Origin of the sequence: uncultured Haliea sp., from assembly GCF_963973825.1 — a bacterium.
GTDB lineage: Bacteria > Pseudomonadota > Gammaproteobacteria > Pseudomonadales > Halieaceae > Haliea.
On the sequence record NZ_CAXBAE010000020.1, the window covers coordinates 1 to 19,150 of the forward strand.

At 57.3% G+C, this 19,150-nt stretch carries 14 protein-coding genes; 2 read left to right on the forward strand and 12 right to left on the reverse strand.

The features are described from left to right. Positions 1–114 precede the first annotated feature (114 nt). On the forward strand, positions 115–408 hold the full coding sequence (locus AACZ17_RS16575) for a helix-turn-helix transcriptional regulator (protein ID WP_123035801.1): 294 nt from the start codon (positions 115–117) through the stop codon (positions 406–408). A 275-nt stretch (positions 409–683) separates the two neighbouring features. On the opposite strand, the gene AACZ17_RS16580 is transcribed toward AACZ17_RS16575, so the two are convergent. From AACZ17_RS16580 to AACZ17_RS16630, 11 genes are all read right to left on the reverse strand, one after another. After that, entirely contained in the window at positions 684–1,784 is a 1,101-nt protein-coding gene (locus AACZ17_RS16580) for a CaiB/BaiF CoA-transferase family protein (RefSeq protein WP_027951052.1), read from the reverse strand. Positions 1,785–1,815: 31 nt separating this feature from the next. Next, a complete protein-coding gene (locus tag AACZ17_RS16585; protein WP_027951051.1) occupies positions 1,816–2,592 on the reverse strand; it encodes an SDR family NAD(P)-dependent oxidoreductase in 777 nt (258 codons plus the stop codon). 22 nt (positions 2,593–2,614) lie between these two features. Then, positions 2,615–3,760: an acyl-CoA dehydrogenase family protein gene (locus tag AACZ17_RS16590; protein ID WP_027951050.1), complete on the reverse strand. Its 1,146-nt coding sequence runs from the start codon at positions 3,758–3,760 to the stop codon at positions 2,615–2,617. A gap of 14 nt (positions 3,761–3,774) precedes the next feature. Then, positions 3,775–5,016, reverse strand: a complete 1,242-nt coding sequence (locus tag AACZ17_RS16595; protein WP_027951049.1) for a thiolase family protein — start codon at positions 5,014–5,016, stop codon at positions 3,775–3,777. A 14-nt stretch (positions 5,017–5,030) separates the two neighbouring features. After that, positions 5,031–5,819, reverse strand: coding sequence for an enoyl-CoA hydratase/isomerase family protein (locus AACZ17_RS16600; RefSeq protein WP_027951048.1), 789 nt, complete (start codon positions 5,817–5,819; stop codon positions 5,031–5,033). Positions 5,820–6,078: 259 nt separating this feature from the next. Further along, positions 6,079–8,517 carry a TonB-dependent receptor gene (locus AACZ17_RS16605; RefSeq protein ID WP_339638953.1) on the reverse strand — a complete coding sequence of 813 codons (2,439 nt, stop codon included), beginning with the start codon at positions 8,515–8,517 and terminating at the stop codon, positions 6,079–6,081. A 130-nt stretch (positions 8,518–8,647) separates the two neighbouring features. Continuing rightward, positions 8,648–9,883: a WS/DGAT domain-containing protein gene (locus tag AACZ17_RS16610; RefSeq protein ID WP_339638954.1), complete on the reverse strand. Its 1,236-nt coding sequence runs from the start codon at positions 9,881–9,883 to the stop codon at positions 8,648–8,650. Then, positions 9,868–10,194 (reverse strand): wax ester/triacylglycerol synthase domain-containing protein, encoded by a 327-nt coding sequence (locus tag AACZ17_RS16615; RefSeq protein ID WP_339638955.1) that lies wholly within the window; start codon positions 10,192–10,194, stop codon positions 9,868–9,870. Before AACZ17_RS16615 ends, AACZ17_RS16610 begins: the two co-directional genes overlap by 16 nt. A gap of 9 nt (positions 10,195–10,203) precedes the next feature. Next, entirely contained in the window at positions 10,204–11,778 is a 1,575-nt protein-coding gene (locus tag AACZ17_RS16620) for an AMP-binding protein (protein WP_190766990.1), read from the reverse strand. A 12-nt stretch (positions 11,779–11,790) separates the two neighbouring features. Further along, a complete protein-coding gene (locus AACZ17_RS16625; RefSeq protein ID WP_339638956.1) occupies positions 11,791–12,987 on the reverse strand; it encodes an iron-containing alcohol dehydrogenase in 1,197 nt (398 codons plus the stop codon). A 37-nt stretch (positions 12,988–13,024) separates the two neighbouring features. Continuing rightward, on the reverse strand, positions 13,025–14,530 hold the full coding sequence (locus tag AACZ17_RS16630; protein ID WP_286984287.1) for an aldehyde dehydrogenase family protein: 1,506 nt from the start codon (positions 14,528–14,530) through the stop codon (positions 13,025–13,027). Between the two features lie 238 nt (positions 14,531–14,768). Here AACZ17_RS16630 and AACZ17_RS16635 point away from each other — a divergent pair, with 238 nt between their 5' ends. Continuing rightward, positions 14,769–15,788, forward strand: coding sequence for an AraC family transcriptional regulator (locus AACZ17_RS16635; protein ID WP_008250941.1), 1,020 nt, complete (start codon positions 14,769–14,771; stop codon positions 15,786–15,788). Between the two features lie 306 nt (positions 15,789–16,094). Here AACZ17_RS16635 and AACZ17_RS16640 read toward each other — a convergent pair whose 3' ends face one another. Then, positions 16,095–19,115: a Tn3 family transposase gene (locus AACZ17_RS16640; protein ID WP_339638962.1), complete on the reverse strand. Its 3,021-nt coding sequence runs from the start codon at positions 19,113–19,115 to the stop codon at positions 16,095–16,097. Positions 19,116–19,150 lie beyond the last annotated feature (35 nt).

Sequence of the window (19,150 nt, forward strand, 5' to 3'; positions counted from 1 at the left end):
AGGGAAGCACTTATCTTCCTGCAATGGCTGTCCAGTCAATGGGGTCCAGCTCTCAGAAAACACCGGACAGAGATTTAAAGCTCGCTCAGAAGCGGAAGACGGAGTATCAGAAAAATGGCTAAAAGAAACCCTCGAGCAGGTTCAAGTTTTGACGACTTTCTAAAGGCAGATGGTATCTATGAAGATGTTCAAAATGCCGCGATCAAAAAAGTACTGTCTGCAAAACTAGAAGCTGCCATGCTTGACCAAAATATTTCAAAAACCGATATGGCTAAACGCTTGAAAACCAGCCGTTCACAGCTTGATAGATTGCTTGATCCAGACAATGAAACTATAACACTTCAAACTGCTAGTAGAGCAGCGGCAGTGCTTGGGATGACCTTAGAAATCAACCTTAGCCCGATGTAAAGACCTGGGCCAGATTCGGCCAAAAGCATGCCCTATCAAGCGTCTCAGGAAAAGGTGGTGAGGAATCACTATAAATAAAATAGCTTAAGTGGGGGGAACGCAATATCTCGTCCCCTTATGCCCGCGGACCCAGAGCGGCACAAATCAGCGAAAAAGATGCGAATTCACTCCCTGTAAAAGTGGCGGGAAAAATTACTGGGAAATCAACGGCTTAAACCCACTGAGCGGAGAATCACGTCCGCTTATGTTCTGGGAGCCTTATAAGCACTGCACATTCAGCCGGCCTTACCAAGGGATCGCAGAATCCTCTCTGTGTGTTCGCCGGAACGCGGAACATCACCGACCTCCTGCTGGGTCGCACTGAATTTCGGCGCAGGAGCTGGCTGCAACAGGCCTTCACCCGCAACAAAGCACTCGCGTGCCCTGATGTGCTCGTCTTCCGCCGCTTCCGGCAGCGACAGTACTGGTGCGAAACAGGCATCGGTGCCCGACAGCAATTCGCACCAGTGTGACCTGGGTTTACTGGCAAACAGGACCGCCATTTTTTCTCGGGCGGCAGGCCAGGTCTTCTTGTCGTGCTGGCGGGCGAAGTCAGGATCGTCTTCAAACCCGCACAGGGCAATCAATTCTCGGTAAAAATTGGGTTCAAGGGCCTGTACCGTAATGTAGCGACCGTCCGAACAGGGGTAGCTGTTGCACCAGGGTGATGCCCCGCCGAAGAACGTTTCACTGGGGGTCTCGCTGATTGCGCCCTCCCCTCGCAGGCCCGCGATCAGGGTCTGGTTATAGATGGCACCGTCGCAGATGGCTGCGTCGATTACCTGCCCCTCGCCGGTGCGCTGCGCGTGCAGCAGCGCTGCCAGGATGCCCAATACCAACATATTCGAACCGGAACCGATGTCACCCAGCACTGTGGGCGTGGGATAAGGCGCATCGCCCGGCAGGCCGCCGTAGTGGAGAATCCCCGAGATGGCGAGGTAATTCAGGTCGTGTCCAGCCGCATGCGACAGGGGGCCATCCTGCCCCCAGCCGGTCATCCGACCATAGACCAGGGAGGCCTTTCGCTGATGCACGACCTCTGGCCCCAGCCCCAGCCGCTCCATTACACCGGGGCGAAAGCCCTCGATCAGCACGTCGGACTGCTCCGCCAACTGCAACACACTTTCCACCGCTTTCGGGTCTTTCAGGTCCAGAGCTATGGATTGTTTGCCTCGGTTGAAAAAGCCGTTCTGACCCACCTCAGCCGCGTTTTTGTTAGCGGCTGCGCGTTCAACCAGGATGACTTCCGCCCCCAGATCGGCCAGCATCATACCGGCGATCGGGCAGGGCCCGATACCGGCGATTTCTAAAACTTTGATTCCGGCTAGCGGTCCCACGTCTCTCTCCTCAAGGCGTTGGTTGTATGGCCTACCTGGCCTGCATCACCGTGGCAGCATCCAGGCGCAGGACCCGGCCATTCATATAGCCATTCTCCGCTAGGAAGGCGCAGGCGTGGGCGAACTCATCCACCTCGCCCATGCGCTTGGGCGCCTCGCACATCGCGATCAGTGAGTCCTGCACTTTCTGGTCCAGCCCCTTCACCAGAGGTGTTCCAAACAGTCCCGGGGCAATTGAATTCACCCGGATACCCAGGGGGCCGAGTTCGCGGGCAGCGGGAATATTCATGCCATTCACGCCCGCCTTGGACCCACTGTAGGCGCTCTGGCCGATCTGGCCTTCAAAGGCTGCGCCGGAAGATACGTTCACAATCACACCGCGCTCACCGTTCTCGTCCGGCTCGTTCCTGGCCATCTGCTCGGCGCACTTGGCCATCACGTTAAACACGCCCATCAGGTTTACGTTGATCACCGTAGCGTACTTTGCCAGGCTGCTGGCCTTGCCTTCCCGGTCGAGGATCTTGCAGGGCAGCGGGATACCAGCGGCGTTAACATTCATATGGATCGCGCCGAACTTGTCCATGATCGCTGCGATAGCGACATCTATGCTCTCCTCGGAGGTCACATCGGTCTGGCAGAAAATGGCATTTTCCTCGCCCAATTCTTCTACTGTCGCTGTGCCGGCTGCCTCATTCAGGTCCAGAAGTGCAACCTTTGCACCCTTCTCGCTCACCATATAACGCGCGGTGGCCTGGCCCAGACCCGAGGCGCCGCCGGTGATTACCAAAACTCTATTTTTCAGCTTCACAAAAACCTCCAAATTCCCTTACTTAACTGAACGCATTCAAACCGGTCAGGGCCCGGCTGATTAACAGCTTCTGGATTTCGGTAGTGCCATCGGGGATCGGCGCGACAATAGCCTCCCGCGCCAGGCGCTCAACGATGAATTCCTTGGTCACACCGTTACCACCGTGAATTTCCAGCGCGTCGCGCGTCGCGGTCACCGCGATTTCGGTGCCGTACCACTTGGCCATGGCGCACTCCTTGTCCGCGCGCTCGCCGCGCATCACCATATCCATGGCCCGGTAGGTCAGCAGCCGGGCGGCATCGATCTGGGTGGCCATGGTGGCGAGCTTGTCGGCGATCAGCTGGTGACCGCCAATCAACTTGCCGTGCTGCTTGCGCTCCTGGGCGTACTTGATGGCCTCGTCCATGGCGCGACGCGCCACGCCAATTCCCCACATTGCCATGTGGCAGCGAGCGTATTCGAATATCTTCAGGGTATTTTTGAGCCCGGTACCGCGGCCACCCACCACGTTCTCCACCGGCACCCGCACATCAGACATGAAAACCTGCGAAGTGGACTGACCGTTCAACGCCATCTTGGGAATTCCCACCGTCTCGTAGCCATGCTCCTCACGGTCGATCAGTATATGGCTGATCTCGTTCTCACCGGTGCGACAGGTACAGATGAACACGTCTGAGTACTCGCCATTCGTAATCCAGGTCTTTTCGCCATTGATCACCCAGTGGTCGCCATCGAGCACCGCACGCGTCTTGACTGCAGACACGTCTGAACCCACGTCCGGCTCAGAGATACCCATGGCGATGAACTTGTCGCAGTTGATGATGTCCGCGAGGTAATTCTCCTTGATGGCCTCGGGCGCCAGCTGTCTTAACAGCTCGGCATTGACCGCGTTGATAAAACCGGGGATGGCGATATCCAGAGAGGTGTAGGCGATCTCCTCAAATACCATCAGGTGGGTGAGCCAGTCCATGCCAAAGCCGCCCCACTCCTCACCGAATGGCGCCTTGATCAAGCCGAACTCGGTCAGCCCCTGGGTCCACTCCTGCATTTTCTCCCGCGGTATGAAGCCCTCGCCGTGCTCGCGAAAGGCCGGCTCGATCTCCGAGTCCAGGTATTTGCGCAGATTCTCGATAATCATCTGCTGTTCTTCACTGCGTTGGAAATTCATCGCTTTGTTCTCCTCTACTGCTTTGCGAGTATGCTTACCGCGGCCGTTGCCTCTTCCAGGCCGACGAGGCCACCACCGTTTTCCTGTACTGCGATCCGCGCGCCTTCAACCTGGCGCGCGCCGGCTTCGCCGCGCAGCTGGGTTACCAGCTCAAATATCTGGCCGAGGCCTGTGGCGCCGATGGGGTGCCCTTTTGACTCCAGGCCGCCGGAGGGATTGACCGGCACCCGGCCGCCGACAGTGAAATCGCCGCGCGCGGCGGCGGGGCCGCCCTCCCCCCAGGGCACCAGGCGCAGGTTTTCCACCTGGATGATCTCACCCATGGCAGTCGCGTCGTGCACCTCCACCACGCTCACATCCTCCGGGGAAACGCCGGCCTTCTCGTAGGCTTCTGCGGCCGCCAGCGCAGTAATGTGCTTTTCATACTCCTCGGCCGTGCGGTTGATACCGGAGCGGAAGACGCAGCTGAGCAGCTTCACCGCCCGGGAGGCATCGCCCCTGAGCCGTTTGAGGCCCTCGGCACTGCACAGCACCGCCGCGGCAGAGCCGTCGGAGATGGGCGCGCACATGGGCAGGGTCAGGGGGTAAGTGATCGGCGGTGCGGCCATCACCTCTTCAACGGTGTAAGGGTTCTGGTACTGGGCCAGGGGATTGTGCACCGAGTGGGTGTGGTTCTTGGCGCAAACCGCGGCGATCTGCTCCTGGGTGGTGCCGAAGGTCTTCATATGCTGGCGGCAGAAGGCTGCGTACACATCCATGAACATGCTGTAGGGCTTGGGTGACAGGGAGCCTTCCGGCAGGGTAATCCCCTCCCCCATCTTGAGCAGGTACTCCTTGTTGGCCTCAACCGTGGTCACATCCCAGGCGGAATCGAACGCGGCGAACATCTTCGCCTTGTCCTCGGTTAACATTTTTTCCGTACCCACCGCGATTGCGATATCGCAGCTGCCGGCGCGAATCGCCTGGGCAGCCAGGTAAAGGCCGGACGTGGCGGAAGCGCAGGCGCCTTCAACATTGAATATAGGGATGCCCTCAAAACCCATGGAGCGCAGGGCCACCTGGCCGGGCACCATATGCTGGTCCTGCAGAAAGCCGATGACACAGGAGGCGAAGAAGGCCTCGCCCACCTCGTCCTTGTCTACACCCGCATCAGTCAGGGCCCCCTGTACAGCCTCAGCGGTCAGGTCCTTGTAGCTCTTGTCCATATGCCGACCGAAGGGGGTCATGCCGACGCCGGCGATATATACATCTGTCATTTTCTCTACTCCTATTAGCGGCCCTGGAACCGTGGCTTGCGTTTCTCGGCAAAGGCGGCCAGGCCTTCCTGCATATCCCAGGAGCGCTGGTGCTTGCGGAATTCGTACATCTCGTGCCGCAGCGCGTCGTCTCGGGTCTTGTCAGCGGCGGCATTAGCCACGGACTTCATCCGGCGCAGGGCGATGGGGCTCTTCTCAGCGATATGCAGGGCCAATGCCTGGGCGGCTTCCTGCAGCTCACCGTCGGCTACCACCTCATTGACGAAGCCGTAGTTTTTCATCTCCTGTGCGGAAAGAGTTCTGCCGGTAAACAGTAGGTACTTAGCCACGTTGTGGGGAACGATACGCGGCAGTACTGCTGCTCCCCCCGCCCCCGGGTAGACACCGAAGTTGGCGTGAGCGTCGCCTATCCTGGCACTCTCAGCGGCCACGACGAGATCGGCGCACATGGCGGTCTCCAGGCCACCTGCCATGGTGATACCGTTGAGGGCGGCAATCACCGGCTTGGGGAAATCGCGCAGCGGGTTCAAAACCCTGTCGCACAGGCGATCGAGGAAATCAGGCTTACCGGGTGGGACGTCGAGGCTATCCAATACCTGCTTCAAGTCAGCGCCGGCGCAGAAAGCCTTGCCCGCACCGCTGATGACAACAACCTTGATACACTCATCCCCCAGAATCTGTTCCAGGTACTCCTCGTACAGGGTAATCATTTCCAGGCTGATGGAATTCATGGCCTCGGGCCGGTTCATGGTCAACCAGGCTACTCCATCCCTGTTTTCGAATAGAAGGGCAGCTTCACTCATTAGAAAAACTCCTCACACTGATCCATCTGTGGACCGATATTGTTAGCGGAAACCCGTGCTGGGTATTCACTCACGTGTTCTAGGAATACTATAAGCGCAGGCGGCTGTAAGCCCCTTGTCATCAGAGCTTAAATACTTGTCTGGATGATAATTGTTAACGGGGGCTTTGAGAGTCGATTCGGGCGAATCGGGGAAGAAATAAAAAAAACAGCGCTTGATACCAGGCAGGGTGCCGGCATCAAGCGCCGCAAAGGGACTATCAGAAATTGTATGCTGCAGATATTCCGTAGACGCGGGGTTCCTCAACCCAGCCAATATAAACTCCTGGGCTCAAGGGAGCATCAGCCGAAGCGGTGTAGGTGGTCTCATCGGTCAGGTTCCGTCCGTAGAGCACCACCTCCCAGGTACCTTCCAGGGACATCAGGGAGATACTGGCATCGACCTTGGTGTAGGAATCCTGCAGCACATTTTCATCGAGGTCGCCATCCAGGAAGAATTCATCCTTGTAATTGACATCGACATGGAAATTGAATTCCGCCCAATCAAATGCGTGATTGTAGTCCAGGTAGAGCGAGGCACTGTGCTCCGGTGCGAACGCCCCGCGCTCACCAGACAGATCCTTGGTGCCCTCTCCGGAGGAGTTCGGGCAGGTACCCAGGCCGATCTCTACAACGGAACAACCCGCCCCCGGGTAGGAGTCGAACTCGTGATCGAGGTAGGCATAGCTACCGCCGATTTCCAGTGCATCAGTAGCGGCGAACTGCGCTTCAATCTCGATACCCTGGACGGTCAGTTCCGCCGCATTGCCCACGACAAAACTTGTCCCACCCCACGAGGTAACCTGCAGGTCTTCCAACTCAGACCTGTAAATGGCTGTCGCGACGCGCGCACGGCCATCCATGAAGTCCTGTTTTACACCCAACTCCCAGGCAGTCACGGCTTCGTCTTCAAACTCGTGACCGGGTCGAGACGAGCCATCGGGATTCGCTGTATCCGGGCTGAAATTGAAGCCGCCAGACTTGTAACCTTCCGAATACGAAAGGTATGCCATTCCGGTGTCACTGTATTCCCAGCGCAGGCGAGCAGAGGGGTCAAAATGACTTTCATCACGCTCGTCTTCAAAATAGGCAGCGTATCGATCCAGGCTGCCGGCATGTGCCGCGGCCGCAGCTGTCGCACCGGCATCGCCAGTAGCCACCATGACATTGGTCAGGTATTCAATAAGATCTGCGGACCCGGCAGTAATGTCAGGAGTCACTATATCGTTTACTTGCCCTGGTGCGCCCTGGCCGATGGTAACCAGCTTGGTCATTTCCTTCTCATCTTCCGAGTAACGCCCGCCAAGATCGAGGCTCAGGGTATCGGTGATGTCGAAAGTGACTTCACCGAAAATTGCCATTGTCGTGGTGTCCTGGTCGAAATCGGTCAGACCGGACGATGTGTCTGTCTCACCAAACGGTGTCACGAAAATGGTGGGGACTAGCCCGCCAAATGTGCCATCGATGTGAGTACCTTCGTCCAATTCCAGCTCCTGGTCCTCGTAGTAAACACCCGCGATAAAGTTAAACCGGCCATCCCAGTTTGTAGCAACACGGATTTCCTGGCTGAACATGTTCATCTTTTCCTGGTCGATATTCTCGATGAAGTTGGGAGGCAGGAAGTCCACATCATGGTACTGCTCGAATTCAAAGTCAGATATGCCGGTCAAGGACGTTACCGTGTAGTCACCGACATCCCAGTCGATTTTCACAGAGAAGGCGGTCGAAGTCGTGTCCTCGGTATCACCCCTGCCCCACTGCAGGTTGCCTACCCAACTTTCATAGTCATCGCCTCCGGGTGCATCGGCCGCCGCAAATTGACCACCAGTAAGTGCGGCAGAGAGGGCCAGAGTGCTAGCCGGGGGCAGGCGGTCATCAATCGTATAGGCGTTCATTTCCTTGCCGGTACTTTCCATATCCACGTGTGACGCCTTGGCAACAATCGACAGGTTGTCGGCTGCATCCCAGGCCAGTGTCAGGCGAGCCATCTTGTTGGTTTCTTCCTGCTCATCGGTGTCCCGGAACCTGTTATCCATGTAACCATCGGAGTCTTCCTGGCGCAGCACCAAGCGGGCCGCAACACTGTCGCTCAGACTGCCTGATACGATGCCAGTGTAACGTGTGGTGGACTGCTCAGGCTCAAACGCGGCCTTGATGGACCCGTTGAACTCATCGCCAACTACCGGGTTGGCTGTTTCCACCTTAATAGCACCAGCCACAGTGTTTTTTCCGAATAGCACGCCCTGGGGGCCACGCAATACTTCCACCTGCTGCAGATCAACCAGGGACTGGGTGAACTGGCGGCTACGGGACTGGTAGATACCATCAATGTACATTCCCGCGGACTGCTCAAAGCCCTTGTTCATGCCTGAGCCGACACCGCGGATACGAATATTCGTGGTCAGGGCGCTGCGGCCAATCTGCAGGCCAGGTACCTTGGCGGAAAGCTGTTCCATGTTGGAGATACCCTGAGACTCCATGGCCTGGCCGGATACCGCGGTGACCGCCACAGGAGCGTCCATCAGGGTCTCAGTACGCTTACGGGCGGTGACCATCACCTCTTCCAGGGCCTGGCCGTGGGTGGGCAGTGACTGGTAGAGAAGAACCTGGGAAGCGGCGACTGCGAGCGCAAGGGGCTTGGTTTTGAGTGAGATATTCATTGTGATCCTCTGCTTTCTATAGTTATGGAGCTTTATATAGTTATGGAACTGTGGGTTATTACATGGCAAACAAACGTCCGGCTCTTGGCCGAATAATGATTAAATTTGTCCATTCAGCCCGGAACGCGTGTTAATTTGCCGCTTTTCTTCCTGCGGGGTTCTTCCTCACCGGCTTTTTAGCTGTTGTTTTCTTTTTTAGCGGGCGTTTCGCCGGCTTACGCTTTGGTTTGGCCCCAGTGGCCGCCAGCAATTCCGCATAGCTCTCTTCCAGACACTGGGCCAGGAATTCCGGGTCCGGCACAATCTCGCGGCAGGCCGTCGGGCAGATATAGATCTCCCGGTCGTAACTGGTGATCGCGAATACCGCTCCCATGCCGTCGGTACAGGGCGCCACAATGGACCAGAACTTCAGCTTCGCGCCCTGGAGGTACAGCGGCACGCTCGGCCCAGGCACATTGTAAATTGCCATATTAAACAAGCGCTTACCGGTGCCACCCGCATCGAGACCAATACGGGAAATCAGCTTCCCTGTGGCCGCCAGCAAAGAAGCGGGAATATGCTTGTTGAGGTCCGTCAGGTCACTGGCGCCAATGGCGTTGACGATACTCTTGGAGCGAGCAGTCTGTTCGGTCACATAGGCGAGACGTTCTTTCGGGTCCGCAATATCGGAACCGATAGCGGCCCCCATGAAGGTGATGTTGTTGGCGCCAGGCTCGGCATCGGGCCCGGACCGGGTGTTGACCGGCATCATCGCCACCATGGTGTCCCGGGGCAATTCACCGTTGTGGTCCAGGTAGCGGCGCAGGGCACCGGATATAATTGTCGTCACCACATCGTTGATGGTGCTGCCTTCCACGGCCTTGCGAATGCCCTTGAGCTCGTCCAGTTGGAAGCGTGAGGTGGTAAACACCCGAAAGGGAGAAACCCGGCCGTCGAAGCGGGTCGTCGGCACCTTCGTTCCAGAAGTGTGTTCCTCGACCCTAGCCACAGTGCGTTTCTGCACCTCCTTGCGCAACCTGCCACCCACCTTGGGCAGCAGGTGGGACAGGGGTCTGGCAAGACGCATCGGCGAGGTCGCATTATTCCACCAGGCACGGGTGGCCATCTCAAACTGGCTGGGGGCGCGAACACCCTCGGTCTCATGCTCTCCGCCCAGCCCCGGTTTCTTACCCCGGGCATCGAGGTCGTGCAGGGCCCAGGTCAATTGTGCCGCCGCGGTGCCGTCTACGGCCGCGTGATGCATGCGGGTGAGGATGGCGAAGCTGCCCTTGGGCAGCCAGTCGATATTGTCCAGCCCCTCAACCACGTACATCTCCCACAGAGGGCGATTGAAATCGAAATGGGGGGTGGTCAGGCGCGAGGCCATGATACAGAACTGTCGCCGGGCTTGGGCAGGGCAACGTGGAACACGTGGTTCTCGATGCGGAAATTCTCATCTTCCACCCAGTAGGGATAGTCCAGGGACATCGGCACCTGCTTGAGCTTCTGGCGGAAGATCGGCGAGGTGGCGGTGCGCGATTCGATGTGTTTGAGGATTTCCTTGAAGCGCAGGTGGCCACCGCCGGGGATTGTGGACTGGTCGTATACATAGATCATGGTGCCGCCGGTACTGGCGCGGTCCGTGTCCAGATAGATGAAGGAGGCATCGAGCCCCGACAGTTGCTTGAGTTTGCTCATGTGCTGGGCTCACCCGACCTTGCGGCCGGCCTCCTCCCAGTATTTCTGGCGCACCTGCCGGCGCAGCACCTTGCCCACCACGCTAGTGGGTATCTCCTCAACGATTTCAACGGATTTGGGCGTCTTGTATCCGCCCAACTCGTTGCGTACGTGCTGGATAAGGGCCGCCTCTTCAACCTCGGCGCCTTCCTTGAGCATGACCTCGGCGTGCACCGATTCGCCCCACTCCTCATGAGGCACACCGACCACCGCGGACATGAGCACCGCCGGGTGGCTGTTAAGCGCGGATTCCACTTCGTTGGCGTAGATATTGAAGCCGCCACTGATAATCATGTCTTTCTTGCGATCGACAATATGAAAGAAGCCACGCTCGTCGATCCTGCCAATGTCGCCAGACTTCCAGAAGCCATCCTGGAACTCAGAAGCGGTCTGCTCCGGATTGCCAAAGTAGCCCGGCACAATGGCGCGGGAACGCAGCCAGATCTCGCCGGTCTCTCCCCGCGGCACCGGGTTGCCGTCGTCGTCCATGATCTCAAGCTCGGTGAAAGGCGCAGGCCGGCCGGCGGAGGCCAGGTGCGAATCATCGCCGTCCTCCACCAGGTGGTCGGCTTTGCTCATGGACAGGGCCACACCAAAGTGCTCGGTGGAGCCATAGACCTGAATGAAGTTGTTCCCAAAGGCCGCCTGCAGTTCCGCCAGCTTGGACGGGCTCATGGGGGCAGCACCGTAGTACATGTTTTCAATTGTCTTGAACCGCGCCCGACCCTTCTCGTCCATATCCAGCAGGCGGTACAGCAGGGTCGGCACGGCGAAACCGTTAGTGATCCGCTCGGCGGCGATATTGTCACACCAGGCATCCAGATCGGGCACATTCATGGTCACGGTACAACCGCCCTTGAACTGGGTCGGCGCAAACATCATGCCGCTGCCGTGGGTGATCGGCGCCAGGTGGATAAAGCGGGTCTCGGGGTTCCAGGCCGGATCCGGCAGGGCCCAGTAGGAGTCGCGACACGCCAGGTAGGTGTCCGCTGTGTACATGGCACACTTGCCACGCCCGGTAGTGCCACCGGTGAAGCGCATGATCACCACGTCGTCGCGATCGTCGATCACCACGTTGGGGTTGCTGTCGTCCACCTGCTCCAGCAGGTTCCAGAAATAGTGTACGCCCTGGTACTCTTTCTCCGGCTTGTCCATAGCCACGATGGTGACCTGGCGCTCGCGCAGCATGTCATAGTGGCTTTCCAGCAGGTCAGCCTCGATGAACACCACCTTGGCGCTGACCGTATCCACCTGGTATGTGTGATCATCCAGGCTGTCGCGGTAGTTGGTGTAGCACAGGGGGGTGCCGGCTTTTGCCGCGGTGAAAAAGTGCAACAGCGATGCGTTGTCGTTGTCCAGGATGATCACCGCGTTATCGCCGCGTTGCAGGTCCAGCTTGTGGCGCATCATATTGACGATGCGGTTGGTCAGCAGGTGGAACTCGCGGAAGGTATAACGGCGGCCGCGCTCGATGTTCACCAGAGCCTCGCGCTCTGAGAAAGCATCCGCAAGGCGCTCACTGATAGTGCTGAAATTTATTTTCATGGTGAGCTCTCCTTATGACCAGTTACAGACGCGGCGGCACACGGACTCAATGATTTCCATCGGGATTGGCAGGAACGCCGCGAGCGGGTCGCCGGCGATGGCCGCAACGATCTCGGACATTTTCGATGCGGGAATATCATGACGGGCAAAGTCCAGCGGGTGCCCCATCTGCACCAACAGCTCGCGAATAGCGGCGGCACAGGCGAGGACAGCATCCCTGCCCTCGCCTTCTACTCCGAACACCCCTTTCAGGCGGTCCGCCACCGGCACATAGAAATCGGGGAATTCTTCCATTACCACGGGTAGCAGTACGCCGTTGGCCTCACCGTGGTGAATATGGCAGACAGCGCCGAAGGCGTGGGCGAAATTGTGTACCGGCGACGCACCCAGATCATTCACCACCGAGTTACAGGCCATGGCGCTGGCGTTGAGCATGGCCTGGCGAGCGAGGACATCCGAGCCATCGGCGACCACCTTCGGCAGGTTTTCGAGGATGACTTTTGCGCTGGTCTCGGCGTGGGCCAGGGTGAAATGGTTCGTGTTGAGATGGCCCATGGTTTCAACTGCGTGGGTCAGGGCATCCATACCGGTGGCGGCCGTCAACATGGGCGGCAGGCCGGTGGTCATGTGCGCGTCCAGTACCGCGATATCTGATTCCAGGTAGTTGCTGACAATCAGGTGCTTGATACCCAGTTGCTTGTTGTAGATCACCGCGCCGTTGGTCACTTCTGCACCGGTACCGGCGGTAGTGGGCACTGAGATGTGCGGCACACCCATGTACTGCACTTCCGGCCAGTTCATCATCTTCACCGGTGACTTGAGCAACTGGGCCACGCTGTCCACGCCGGAGTACATTGCGAGCTTGACCAGCTTGACCGAGTCGAGCACGCTGCCGCCACCCACGGCCAGCAGGCCATCGGCGCCAGTGGCGCGGGCCACGGCCAGGCAGTCATCGATACAGCCGGACTCCGCATCTGGGGCGGTGTCGGTGAATACGCCTGCCAAGCGAACCCCGCCGGGGCCGCGCTGCTCATCAAACAGGGCTGCTACCTTGTCGACAATTCCCACATCTTTCAGGCCCTTGTCGCTGACCAGGAGAACCTTCTTACTTCCCAGGCCACTGAACAGGCCGGGCAGGCGGATGAGAGTGCCGGGGCCTGCGTGAACCATGGTCCGCTGCCAGTATTGAAATGCGCCAGTGCTGGACATCTTTTTATTCCTCTATACGCGTTAGTGACAGTTCGGCTCAGACGCCCTGGTGAACCAGGCCGAAGAAGGCCTTGGCATTCGGGTCGGTCTCGAAGCTTGTCATGTAGTTCTTGGTTTCCAGGTAGCCTTCCAGGGACGCGATATTGATCTCGCGCCCGTAACCACTCTGCTTGTGGCCGCCGAAGGACATGTCGCCGGTGATCGCGTGCCAGTCGTTGACCCACACGGTGCCCGCCTCCAGCTGCTGGGCGACTGCCTGGGCGCCGATGGGGTCGCCGGTCCACACACCCGCGGACAGGCCGTAGCAGCTGTCGTTGGCCAGGGCAATGGCGTCCTCGACATCGCTGTACTTGATCACGGACAGCACCGGGCCGAAGATCTCCTCGTTGTAGATCTTCATGTCGGGGGTGACGTCAGTGAAGATAGTCGGCTGCACGAACATGGCATCCGGGAATTCATCCACCTGCAGTGGCCCACCGCCACAGGCGACGGTTGCCCCCCCGGCCTTGCCGGACTCCACGTAGCCGAGCACCCGCTCGTAGTGTTCGCGGTAGGCCATAGGCCCCAAAGTGGTGTCAGGGGCGAACTGGCTGCCCGCCTTCATATTGCCGGCCAGTTCGACCATCCGCGCCACCAGTTCGTCGTGTATGGACTCGTGCACGAACAGGCGGGTGCCTGAAATACAGATCTGCCCGGAGCCCAGCAGAAAGCCGAAGGTAGCGCCTCTGGCAGTCAACTCGATTGGGGCATCGGGCATTACCAGGCTCGGCCCCTTGCCACCCAGTTCGAGGGTCACTCTCTTCATGGTGTCTGCCGCCGCTTTCTGGATCATGGCGCCGGTAGGGCCTGAGCCGGTGAAGGAAATCTTGGCGACACCCGGATGGGAGGACAGAGCCGCGCCCACGTCCTGGCCGTAGCCGGTGACAACATTGACTACCCCGGGGGGAAGCAGGTCCTGCATCAGTTCCATCGCCCGCACCACCGCCAGCGAGGCGGTCTCGGCGGGCTTGATGACCACGGTGTTGCCCGCGGCAATCGCCGGCAGCATCTTGAGGAAAGCCAGGAAAAGGGGGCCGTTCCAGGCAGTGATCAGGCCACAGACGCCCAGGGGCTGCTTCACCACCCGGACATCGTGCGCCTCGGGTGCGAGCCGCACCGGGGGATACTCGACAAAGGGGTAGCTTTCCAGCCCCTCGGCGAAGATCTGGATAAACTGCATGACCGCAGGAATATCGAAGCCCTTCAGACGAGTGACGCCGAGGCCGGTACAGGCCGCCTCCAGCGTCAACAATTCCTCCAGGTTGGCGCCTAGTACCAGCGCCATCCGGGCGATGATACCTGCACGCTCGCTGGTGGGTGTGTTTTTCCAGGTCTTGAACGCTTCTGCTGCCGCCGCGACAGCCGCGTCAACATCGGCGGCGTTACCCGCCGCGGCCTTGCCGGCAACCTGGCCGGATACGGGATCGATCAGGTCGATATACTGGCCGGATGATGGCGGAACGAACTCGCCGTTGATGATGTGTTGCTGGGTGGGGATGCTCACTGGGACCTCTCCCTGTTAGGTTGATGTGTTATTTGTGACACAGGCTAGACCCATCCCGGGTACCAGACTTGGCCCTAGCGACAAATAACCCGGCAAAACTGTCGGGGTTATACCCACAGGGCCTCGCCTGCAGATTCAAATGGAGGCCCTAAAAGCAGCACTTTTGCCTTCGTAATCAAATTGTTATGCTAGCGCTATCCCGTTGAGGGCATAACGATAACTAGGGAACAACCGCAGGATGAGTGATTCCACATCCGCTACGACTATCGCCTCCTACACCATGGCCATCCACATGGCACTGGAAGCGAATGGCCACGATGCGGCCGCTGTATTTAAGGCCGCCGGGTTGAGTGACGCCCCCAGCCAGGACCCACTGGATCGCTATACCACGGCCCAGATGGCCGCCCTGTTCCGGGAAGCGGTCAAATCTACCGGCAACCCCGCTTTCGGCTTGGTCGCCGCGCGCTTTCTCCACCCCTCCAATGTCCACGCCCTGGGCTATGCCCTGCTGGCCAGCGCCACCCTGCGGGACGCCTGTGAACGGCTGGTCTACTATTTCCGTATTGCCAGCAACCAGGGTTCCTATCGCATCGAGGAGAGCGAAGGCCGCTTCTGCCTAGTTCTGGAGGTAGTTGCAGACGGCGTCGCCTTTGAAACCATCGACGCCTGGAACGCCTTCATCATTCGGGTCTTCCGCATGATTTATCGGCCCGATTTCAAGCCCCTCTCAGTACGACTGACGCGCCCCCTGCCTGAGGGTTACGTGGACTTGTACACCAGAAGTTTTCACGTGCCGGTAACTTTCGATGCCCCAGACTGTACAATCTGCCTGGACTCTGCCATCGTCGACCTCCCCCTGCTGGGTGGCAACCGGGAAATCGCCAGCGAACACGACAAGATCCTGCAAAACTACATCGCCGCGCTCGATGCGGAGGATATCGTCAACCGGGTCAAGCGGGTCATCCTGCGGAAACTCCCTTCGGAGAATTGTACGAAGCAGCATGTTGCCAGCGAACTGGCCATGAGCCCCAGCGCCCTGCAGCAGAAACTGGCGGCAAAGGAAACGAGCTTCCAGGACCTACTGAACCAGGTGCGAAAGTCCCTTGCACTGGACTACATGGAACAGTCCCGCATAAGCATCACCGAGATGAGTTTCATGCTGGGGTTTAACGATACCAGCAGCTTCACCAGGGCGTTTCGGCGCTGGACAGGAAAGTCACCCCGTGACTACCGCCGAGAAAAGGGTGTAGAGCCATAGCTAAACAAATGGGCTAACAACCTGATCCTGAATACCCCAACTAGCCCGAACGAACAATAAAGTTGCCCTTTCGGTTTCTCCAGGCATCCCCCGAAGCCTTATACGCTATCGTAGCCCTCTGTTAGATACGGGAGGTGCTCGATGAATAAGCTGACAGGCATTTTACTGGCGGTGGTATGTCTCAACATGTCTATTGCTACGGGGGCCCGGGCCGCCGATAAACCCAATATGGGGTCCTAGGGATTTTGCCTCCAAATATTGCAAAAACCGCTGCAGGCCGCGCCAGCCGTGGTTTCTGGAGGCCCATTACTTATCGATTGTCGGCCGGTAGCCTTCAATCGATGCCATTAGATCCTCAAGTTTTGGCAATTCACCTGTCGGTGCGAATGTGTATCTACCCCGGAGGTTGATATTCTCCCAGGCTACAGGTGAGGCCCGCTTTACTGTTTCCAGAGACATTGCATTGCCTTGATCCTCAAAGCTGTCCAGCAGATTACTGAGCACTTTTGAGTTGAAGTAGATGATGGCATTTGCCACCAGTCTGGCACTTTCGTTCCAGATCTGGATCTCCTCATCGCTATTACCCCGGAATCGGTCGCCATTGACGTGGCTAATCGCCCGTCTCAGCTGGTGATAGGCTTCACCCCGGTTCAACGCTCGCTGAACGTGATTTCTAAGGCTGGCGTCGTCAATGTAGTTCAGCAGATATTGGGCTTTCAGCAGCCGGTTATATTCGGTCAATGCCTCCAGTAATGGGTGATTGTGCTTGTAACCGGATAGTTTGCGCACTAACCTGGCCTGGCTGGTCTTCCGCTGAGCCAAAGAGACGGCAATCCGCTGGATGGTGTCCCAGTGAGCCATGATACGCTGCGTGTTGATCGGCTTGCGCAACGATATATGCACTTGCTGGTTCTTGTCTTCGGTGATGTTGAATAGTTCATTGATGACCCTGCCAACCTGGGCATATCGAGGTGCGAACCGATATCCGAACAGGTCGAGCAGGGCAAAGTTCACATGGTTTACTCCATGAGTGTCAGTTGAGAGCATGTCGGGGACTATCTCAGTACTGTTGTTCATCAACAGGTCAAAGATGTAATGGGATTCATGCTCATTGGCCCCGATTACCCGGGCATTGATGGCCATATGATTGGCATTCAGACTGACCGCGGACACGCCTTTGCTGGTCCCGAAGTATTTTGAGGAGTACCGCGTGCGGAATGTCTCGCGTTTGGCTTCGAACTTCTGACCATCGGCACTGGCGTGCAGAATATCTTCCTGAATGTTGTAGTGCTTGAAGATACTCAGTCGTGTAGTGGCGTTGTTGATGCGGTCATTGGACGCATTCAGGGTTTCCAACCGAAGGTAGTTCGCTTGGATAGTGCTGAGTTGTTCATAGGTGCAGTCAGAAATCTGCGCGATGCCATAGATGCCCTGATTAGTGGCATTGGCAATCAGTATCGCCAGCAGATCCACTTCGTACTGACGGCTTTTCGAGCTCAAGCCCAGCACATGTTGGAAGTCGTCAATGAACCCGGTATCCCGATCCACTACGCGCAATACATCGGCGATGCTGACCGCTTTCATTTGCTGGAAGAACGGGTTATTCACTAGGTGCTTCTTGCTGGCTGTAGGCAGCCGCCAGTGATGTTTGCCGTCTTTCGGTCGCAAAATTACGTCCCTGGTATCTGAACGCTCCAAATAGTGGCTGACTTCGTGCAACCGAAGGGTCAGCTCATCCGCCATGCGTGGAATCAGACGTTTCGGATCCTCGCTGATATTGGGTTGCTGAGTGCCCTCCACCAAGGACCCCTTCTGGTTTTTCCAGATCTCTGGCTTCACGAGATCATCCTCTAACGCCCGATATCGAATGACTTCCGGCAGCGTCAACTGGCCGTTTAAGCGGTTGGGTATCTGCAGATACAAAAACCATTCATACTTGGATTTGTCTATACTGCCATCGGGTTTCGACAGCAATGGCCGTGTGGCTTTCGGTAGTAAACGCTGATCAATGCTGACATCGCCGAGCCTATTACCGGCGACCAAATCCAACCGAGCTTGGGCCAGGGCCCCGGCTAACCGCCGCGTTTTGTCGGTACCGTCAAAACGCAGACAGCAAAAGAGCGAACGCAACAGTCCGGCTCGCAATGTGGACTCCGTATCCAGGTGCTGCCAAAATGCCTCCTCCGCCGACTGTTTCTGATTACTCAGGTATCGGCAGACTGAGTTCAGGTCGCTGACATTGAGAAACTGGAACGCCCGTTGCTGTACAGCTTGAAACGACGTATCAGGATCGATGCTGTCATCAACGAACAGGTGTAAGATATCAGTAGCTTTGCTCACATTGCGAGCTGCCTTTTGCCAATCCCGATAGACCCGTTCTTGGGCCATTTGATGCGCACGTTGTTTCACTTGCCGGAGGTGATGTATGAACCCTTCCGCAATACGTTCCAGGCCCTGCTGGTGCCGCGACTGCAGATAGCACAGCAAGTACAGGCGCTGGTTAGCAAGCGATTGACGTTTAAGTTTGGCACCGTAATAGTCAACCCGTTCGGCATAGTGTTGCTGGTTTTTCTGGGAGAGAGAAAGTGACTCGAGTACAGTCGTCACATCCGTCATCCACGGCTGAATATGGTGATGCACGGCTATTTCTTTTTGCAACTCGGTGCCGGTAAAATTGCGGGCGCTCTGGCGTAGTTGCTGGAATGTAAACTGGCCTTCACCGGAAACCAGTGTGAGCAACATAGTTGATAGACCTTGGCTGCAAGCGGCGTCGATCTGGTCATACAATCGTTTCTGGTGCTGGCCAATAACCTGACTGACGATCTTCTGCAGCGTACTATAGGCGGGAATTGCGATTTTCTGGCGAGCCAAATATTCGATTGCAGCGTCAAAGAGTGCTCGGGGCTCCACCCAGCTTTCAGCACAGGTACACAAGTGCTCGACAAGCTGCGGCTGATGTCTTTTATCGTTCCAGTTCCTGACGTCGACGATCGATAGAACACGCGCATAGATACGGGATTTTTGGTCAGGTTTCAGGCTAAAACGCCTGAAGGTAAGGTCCCTATAGTGAAATCGGGCTATGAATGCCAAGTCGTCCTGCATTGATTTGTACCTTGGGTTAAGCAGGACCGGTTTGCATTTGAAGTAGCCCAGCAAAGCAATCGCCACACAACGATATTTGCGTTGCCTTATTCTCGATATCTCCGCTAGTTCTTTGTCATTCAGCGTAAAGTAGAATCGCTGGTATGACTCATTGAAGGATGGGACGCCGTATAGATCCTCGACCTCGGCAGCAGTGAGGATTGATAGCCGCTTGTTTCTGCTCATTCTTTGACCTAAAGGTCGAAGAAGATACCGAATTT

What these genes read in the sequence shown, in the direction of transcription:
- AACZ17_RS16575 (WP_123035801.1), top strand. Translation starts at nt 115, where the DNA reads ATGGCTAAAAGAAACCCTCGAGCAGGTTCAAGTTTTGACGACTTTCTA.
- AACZ17_RS16590 (WP_027951050.1), bottom strand. Translation starts at nt 3,760, where the DNA reads ATGAATTTCCAACGCAGTGAAGAACAGCAGATGATTATCGAGAATCTG.
- AACZ17_RS16595 (WP_027951049.1), bottom strand. Translation starts at nt 5,016, where the DNA reads ATGACAGATGTATATATCGCCGGCGTCGGCATGACCCCCTTCGGTCGG.
- AACZ17_RS16600 (WP_027951048.1), bottom strand. Translation starts at nt 5,819, where the DNA reads ATGAGTGAAGCTGCCCTTCTATTCGAAAACAGGGATGGAGTAGCCTGG.
- AACZ17_RS16605 (WP_339638953.1), bottom strand. Translation starts at nt 8,517, where the DNA reads ATGAATATCTCACTCAAAACCAAGCCCCTTGCGCTCGCAGTCGCCGCT.
- AACZ17_RS16610 (WP_339638954.1), bottom strand. Translation starts at nt 9,883, where the DNA reads ATGGCCTCGCGCCTGACCACCCCCCATTTCGATTTCAATCGCCCTCTG.
- AACZ17_RS16615 (WP_339638955.1), bottom strand. Translation starts at nt 10,194, where the DNA reads ATGAGCAAACTCAAGCAACTGTCGGGGCTCGATGCCTCCTTCATCTAT.
- AACZ17_RS16620 (WP_190766990.1), bottom strand. Translation starts at nt 11,778, where the DNA reads ATGAAAATAAATTTCAGCACTATCAGTGAGCGCCTTGCGGATGCTTTC.
- AACZ17_RS16625 (WP_339638956.1), bottom strand. Translation starts at nt 12,987, where the DNA reads ATGTCCAGCACTGGCGCATTTCAATACTGGCAGCGGACCATGGTTCAC.
- AACZ17_RS16635 (WP_008250941.1), top strand. Translation starts at nt 14,769, where the DNA reads ATGAGTGATTCCACATCCGCTACGACTATCGCCTCCTACACCATGGCC.
- AACZ17_RS16640 (WP_339638962.1), bottom strand. Translation starts at nt 19,115, where the DNA reads ATGAGCAGAAACAAGCGGCTATCAATCCTCACTGCTGCCGAGGTCGAG.